Origin of the sequence: Streptomyces huiliensis (assembly GCF_020037025.1) — a bacterium.
GTDB lineage: Bacteria > Actinomycetota > Actinomycetes > Streptomycetales > Streptomycetaceae > Streptomyces > Streptomyces huiliensis.
On the sequence record NZ_JAIQLH010000342.1, the window covers coordinates 1 to 6,079 of the forward strand.

The 6,079-nt window shown below is 75.0% G+C and carries 5 protein-coding genes; 4 read left to right on the forward strand and 1 reads right to left on the reverse strand.

Translation table 11 applies throughout. The annotated features are described in order from the left end of the window. Nucleotides 1-132 precede the first annotated feature (132 nt). Both JNW98_RS32850 and JNW98_RS32855 read left to right on the forward strand, forming a co-directional pair. Entirely contained in the window at nt 133-1,212 is a 1,080-nt protein-coding gene (locus JNW98_RS32850; protein WP_223771952.1) for a cytochrome P450, read from the forward strand. Between the two features lie 34 nt (nt 1,213-1,246). Further along, nucleotides 1,247-2,203: an NAD-dependent epimerase/dehydratase family protein gene (locus JNW98_RS32855; protein WP_223771953.1), complete on the forward strand. Its 957-nt coding sequence runs from the start codon at nt 1,247-1,249 to the stop codon at nt 2,201-2,203. On the opposite strand, the gene JNW98_RS32860 is transcribed toward JNW98_RS32855, so the two are convergent. Then, nucleotides 2,196-2,537 carry a hypothetical protein gene (locus JNW98_RS32860; RefSeq protein WP_223771954.1) on the reverse strand — a complete coding sequence of 114 codons (342 nt, stop codon included), beginning with the start codon at nt 2,535-2,537 and terminating at the stop codon, nt 2,196-2,198. The genes JNW98_RS32855 and JNW98_RS32860 overlap by 8 nt on opposite strands. A 198-nt stretch (nt 2,538-2,735) precedes the next feature. On the opposite strand from JNW98_RS32860, the gene JNW98_RS32865 reads away from it, so the two are divergent. Continuing rightward, nucleotides 2,736-4,706 carry an ATP-binding cassette domain-containing protein gene (locus JNW98_RS32865; RefSeq protein ID WP_223771955.1) on the forward strand — a complete coding sequence of 657 codons (1,971 nt, stop codon included), beginning with the start codon at nt 2,736-2,738 and terminating at the stop codon, nt 4,704-4,706. A 71-nt stretch (nt 4,707-4,777) separates the two neighbouring features. Beyond that, nucleotides 4,778-5,671, forward strand: a complete 894-nt coding sequence (locus JNW98_RS32870) for an NADP-dependent oxidoreductase (RefSeq protein ID WP_223771956.1) — start codon at nt 4,778-4,780, stop codon at nt 5,669-5,671. Nucleotides 5,672-6,079 lie beyond the last annotated feature (408 nt).

Genomic DNA, 6,079 nt, shown 5'->3' on the forward strand with positions numbered 1-6,079 from the left:
CGGCCGGCAGGGACAGGGCCGCCGGCTGCCGGCGCCGCTTCGGGGCGTACGCGTCCGGCCGGAGTCGGGCCGGCGGCGCCCGCCGCCCGCCCGTCCGGCCCTGCGGCGCGTGCGTGCCGTCGCGACCGGCGTGTGTACACCGGTTCGCACCCCTTGCTGTTCGCGCTGCTGGCCGTGGCGCGCCGGTGGCCCGTCGCGCGGATCGGCGGCGCGGTGCTGGTGCACGACACCGAGGTGTACCGGCGGGCGCTCACGGGCGTCCCGCTGGACCGTACGGCCGTGGGCACCACCGGTGGGGCGGCGCGGGAACTGTCCGGTGGCGGTGCGCTGTTCGACCAGGAGGGCGGCGGGCACCGGGACGGCCGGCGTGCGGTCGCCGACGCGCTCGGCTCGGCCGGGGTGGAGCGGCTGCGGCCGGTGTGGCAGGACGTTCTCGACCGCCGTCTCCTGCCGCTGCGCGCCGGCCGGTCCGTCGACCTGGTGGAGGTGGCCCGCGAGCTCGCCGGTGCGACCGTCTGTGCCTTGGTGGGCACCGCCGCCGACCCGGTGGGCGTGGCGGTGGCGGCCGGCGAGGTGGCCGCCACCGCCGTGCGGGACCATCTGCCCGGCTTCGGACGCCCCGGCACCCGGGGCGCGGCCGCTCGTGCCGCGGAGCGTCTCGAAGAGTTGCTCGCGTCGCCGTCTGGTGCCGGGGAGCGGAGCCTGCGCGCGATGCTGGCCGTCGCCGCCGTCAACACGACCGTCGCCGCACTCCCCCGCGCCGCCGCCTGGTGCGCGGACGCCGGCCTGTGGCCGCAGGCCGCCGACGCGTCGCTGCGGCCCGCCCTGGTGGCGGAGTTGCTGCGGGTCACCGCGCCCTCCCCGGTGCTCCCCCGCGTCGCCGCGGCCGACGCCGTGCTGGGCGGCTGTCCCGTGCGGGCAGGAGAGCGGCTGCTCCTCGTGGCCCGGCACGCCGCACGCGCGCACGACCTGCCCCCGAACCCGTACCGCCCCGCCCCGCCCGCGACGGCCCAGCTCGTCTTCGGCGCCGGCCCCCACGCCTGCCCGGGCGCCCGGCTGGCCCGGGCGCAGCTCGACGACGCCCTCGCGGCCCTCGCGCCCTACCGGCCCGGCGTCGTCCGGGCCCGGGTGGACCGCCGGGCCGCGCTGCCGGGCTGGCGCTCCTTGACCGTCCGCGCGACCACCGGTCTTCGAACGACGACCGGTCTCTGAACGACGACCGCCTCCTGAACTCCGTGGAGAGACCTTGACCACGATCGCCGTCACTGGAGCCGCCGGCTTCTGCGGCTCCCACATCGCCGCCACCGCCGCCGCCCGCGGCATGGACGTCCTGTGCGTGGGCCGCCGGCCCGGCCCGGTGGGCCGGCACGTCCGTTGGGACGCCACGGCAGCACCGCCCGATCTCACCGGCGCCGACCTGGTCGTGCACTGCGCGGCGGCGGTCGGTGATCCCGTTCCCGGTTCACGGGCCGAGAGCGCGATGCACTCGGTGAACGTGACCGGGACGGCCCGTCTGCTGGAGGCGGCGGCGGGACGGCCGGTGGTGTACGTCAGCAGCGCCAGCGTGTACGCGCCCGGCTCCCGCCGCCCTCTCGACGAGGGCCACCTCGTCGGCGGGCAGCGGAACGCGTACGGCCGGACCAAGGCGGCGGGCGAGGCACTGGCACTCGCCGCCGGGGCCGTGGTGGTCCGGCCGCGGGCCGTCTACGGGCCCGGGGACCCGCATCTGGTGCCCCGTCTGCTGTCCCGCGTACGGGCCGGCCGGCTGCCGCTGCCGGGACCCGACGTCCTCCTGAGCCTGACGGCGGTCGAGAACCTCGCCGACGCGTGCCTGAGCGCCCTCGGGTGGCCGCCGGGCGCCTACAACGTCGCCGATCCCGTGCCCTACCGGCGCGACGCGGCGATCCGCGCGGTCCTGCGCGCGCACCGGGTGCGCGCCCGGATCGTCCACCTTCCCCTGCCGCTGGCCCGTGCCGCCGCGGCCGCGGCCGAGACACTGGCCGGGTCGCGGCGGGACGCCGACCCCTGGCTGACCCGGTACGCCGTCGACCAGTTGGCGCGCGGCGTCGTCCTCGACGTGACGAAGGCGCGGCGGCAGGGCTGGACGGCGCGGCGCACGCTGGCCGACTACGACCCGAGCGCGACGGGGCGGGACACGGCCCCGGCCGGGACCCTGCCCGGCACGAGGGACCGGGTCAGCTGACCGCGGCGGCCTGATCGGCGTACCAGCGCCAACCGGCCGTGCCGTCCTCGTACACGCGCAGCATGTACTCGGCGACCGGGCTGCCGTCCGGCGGGGTCAGGGTCAGCGAGCCGCGGATCCGGTCGCCGTGGGCGTCGGCCCGCTCCCATTCCCCTTCCTCCAGGGCCCGTTCCTGCCCGGCGAAGAGGGGGCGGAACTCTTCGAAGCCGGGGAAGGTCTGCACTTCGGCGAAGACCCATGGCATGTCGGTCTCGGTGACGGTCAGCCGGGCGATCTCCTCGTCCTGGTGGAGGAGCCGCCACGTACTGCCGGTGCCGAGGTTCGGGTTGGTCATCCTCGCATCATGGCGGTCCACGACCCCCTCGTCCCGGGCGCCCCCGCCATCCCCTCGACCCGCGGGCCCCGCGCGGTGGTTCCGCAGCCACGCGGAGTCGGTCCGCTCAAGGCCGTAACCGGAACCCAGGAAAGCCAGTTGAGCACTGGGTGCCTGGAATCCGGTGCTCTTTGCCCACCAGGGAGGGAGAAAGGACAGGTGGCACGTACATCAGGCGGCAAACCGGGGGCGGGCCCGGCGCCGCTGTCCGAGAGTGAGCGATTGCTGTTCTCCGGGGCGCTGCGGCACGACAAGGCGTGGGCCGTCCACGAGGACCCGTTGCTGCGCATGAGCTTCTGGTCGATGGCCCGGCAGTTTCCGGGCATGCTCGCGATGATCGCCCGTGTCGCGTGGCGCGAGGACCCCCGGTCGCTCGTCGTCCTCGTCGTCGCGCAGGTGGCCTCCGGGGCGATGTCGGCGTTCCTGCTCGTCGCGACGAACCAGGTGCTGGTGCATCTGTTCGCCGACGGCCCCACGCCGGAGAAGCTGCGCGAGGCGCTGCCCGCGCTGCTGCTCGCCGGGGTGTCCGCGGCCGGGACCGTGCTGCTGGGCTGTCTGATCGTCAGGACCGAAGGGCACCTGTACCCGAAGATCGAGCTGTCCTGCACGAGCGCTTACTACAGCATGATGACGCGGGTCGAGATGTCCGCGATGGAGGACAAGGACATCCACCGCCGGCTGGCCCTCGGCCGTTACGGCACCGACTCCGTCCAGCGGATGCTCTCCAACGCCGTCACCGTCACCAGCGGTCTGATGAGCCTGGCGGCGGCGGCCGTCGTCCTCGGCGCGCTCCATCCGCTGCTCCTGGCCGCCCTGTTGCTCATCGCCGCACCGCGCTGGTGGGGCGCGGTGGTGGTGATGCGCCGCGCCTACGCCTCGCGGCACGTGTGGATCGACCACCGGCGCGCCGTCGACGTCCTGCTGTACCCGATCACGCGGGCCGACGCGACGCCGGAGCTGCGCGTGCACGGGGCCGGGCGGCTGCTGATCCGGTCGCACCGGGACATGGGCCGCACGGCGGTGGCGGAGAAGGCGCGGCTGGCCGGCGCGGAGGCGCGGACGGAGATCGTGGCGGCCGCCCTGTCCGGCACCGCCCGCGTCCTGTCCTACGGGCTGCTGTGGTGGCTGCTGGTCGCCGGCGGCATGCCGCTGGCCGCCGCGGGGACGGCCGTCCTCGCGATCCGCAACGCCACCCAGTACCTGAACCAGATCGTCTCCCAGCTCAACCGCATGTGCGAGGAGTCGCTGTACCTCGCGGACATGGACCGTTCGATCAAGCTGGGCGCGCGGCACGCCATCCCGTGCGGCGGGACCGCGGTGGAGGGCGAGGGGCTGGAGGTGGTGCTGGAGGACGTGACGTTCCGCTACCCGGGCGCCGCGCGTGACGCGCTGCGGGGGGTGTCGCTGACGATCCCCCGCGGCAAGGTGGTGGCCCTGGTCGGGGAGAACGGGTCGGGCAAGTCCACCCTGGCCGGGATCGTCGCCGGCCTGTACCTGCCGACGTCGGGTCAGGTGACGCACAACGGCGTCGAGATCCGCCGGGCCGACCGCGAGAGCGTCTTCGACCGGGTCGCCCTCCTCCCCCAGGACGTGAGCTGCTGGCCGATGACGGTGCGCGCCAACGTGCACATCGGCGACGCGGGCCGGTCCCTGCGCCAGGAGAAGGTCGAGGCCGCCGCCGAGTACGCGGGCATCCGGCCCGCGGTGGAGGAGCTGCCCCACGGATGGGACTCGATCGCCGTCAAGGGGTTCGAACGCGGTGTGCGCCTGTCCGGCGGGCAGTGGCAGCGGGTGGGCGTCGCCCGGGCCGTGTACCGGGAGCGGGATCTGCTGATCGTCGACGAGCCGACGGCCGCGCTCGACGCGAAGGCCGAGATCGCGCTGTTCGACTCGTTGCGGTCCTTCACCGACGACGGGGTGGGCAGCGTCCTGCTCATCACCCACCGCCTCGCCGCGACCGCGACCGCCGACCTCATCTACGTCCTGCACCGGGGGGAGTTGGTGGAAGCCGGCGGCCACCAGGAGCTGATGGCCCTGGAGGGCGGCCACTACCGGGAGTTGTACGAGCTCCAGGCCGCCCAGTACGCGACTCCGGCGCTTCCCGCTCCGCGCAAGGAGGACGCCCGGTGAGCCGTCGGCGTTCACGTCAGCCAAAGCCGTAACGGCTTCAGAAAGCTAACCGTTAGTGTTACGGTCACCGCATGAAGAGAGTGAGCTTCGCCGAGTTCGGCGGTCCGGACGTCCTGCGCCTCACGGAGGCCGCGGAGCCCCACGCGGGCCCCGGCGAGATACGCGTCGCCGTGCGGGCGGCGGGCGTGAACCCCGTCGACTGGAGGATCCGTGAAGGCCAGTTCCAGGATGTCCGCCCGGTCGAACTGCCCGCCGGGATCGGGCAGGACGCGGCCGGGGTGGTGGACGAGGTCGGCGCGGGCGTCGCGGGGGTCGAGGCCGGGGATCGCGTGTTCGGGCGTGGTGCGGGCACCTACGCCGAGTTCGCCGTGCTGTCGGCCTGGGCCCGGATGCCTGAGGGCCTGACGTTCGAAGAGGCGGCCGGCTACCCCTCCGTCGTGGAGACCGCGTTGCGCGTCATCCGGCAGACCGGCGTGCGTCCCGGGCAGACGCTGCTGGTCAGCGGCGCGTCCGGCGGGGTCGGGTCGGCGGTGCTGCAGATCGCCCGGGACCGCGGCATCACGGTGATCGGCACGGCCGGCGCCGCCAACCAGGACTATCTGCGCGGCCTGGGCGCCCTCGCCACGACGTACGGCGAGGGCTGGGCCGATCGGGTGCGGCGGCTCGGCCGGGTCGACGCGGCCCTCGACCTGGCCGGCTCGGGCGTCATCCGTGAACTGGTCGCGCTGACCGGGGATCCGCGGACGGTGGTCTCCATCGCCGACCTGAGCGCGCCGGAACACGGCGTCCGGTTCTCCGGTGTGACCGGAGACGTACCGCGAGCCCTCGACGAGGCCGCCGACCTCCTCGCGCGGGGACGGCTCCACATCCCCGTCGAGAAGGCATACCCGCTCGCCGAGGCGGCCGCGGCGCAGGCCGACAGCCAGGCCGGGCACACGCGCGGGCGGCGGGTCCTCGTCGTCTGATCCGCCGCCTCACGCCGGGGGCCGCCGTCTCACGCCGGGGTCCGCCGCCTCACGTCAGGGTCCGCCGCCGCGGGCGGGGGTCCGTCGTCTTCACGCGAGGATCCGCAGTTCCACACGAGAATCCGCCACCTCACGAGGAGCCCCATGCACACCCCTGTCACGATCATCGGCGCCGGACTCGGCGGCCTCACCCTCGCCCGCGTCCTGCACCTCCACGGCATCCCGGCCGCGCGCTGCCGCGGCGGCCGCCAAGGTCGCTCACGCTCCCACGCCACAGGTGATGCTCGACTTCCTCACCGGATGACGGCGATCTCCGGCAGGGGCCGCCGCCACGCGCCGCCGAGTTCCGCGACGAGGACCCGGCGGGCGGCATGACGGACCCTGTCCCACCCTTCACCGGTGCGCAAC

Bases quoted from the DNA above. Each gene is read 5' to 3' on its own strand.
- JNW98_RS32860 (WP_223771954.1), bottom strand. From the start codon at position 2,537: ATGACCAACCCGAACCTCGGCACCGGCAGTACGTGGCGGCTCCTCCAC.
- JNW98_RS32870 (WP_223771956.1), top strand. From the start codon at position 4,778: ATGAAGAGAGTGAGCTTCGCCGAGTTCGGCGGTCCGGACGTCCTGCGC.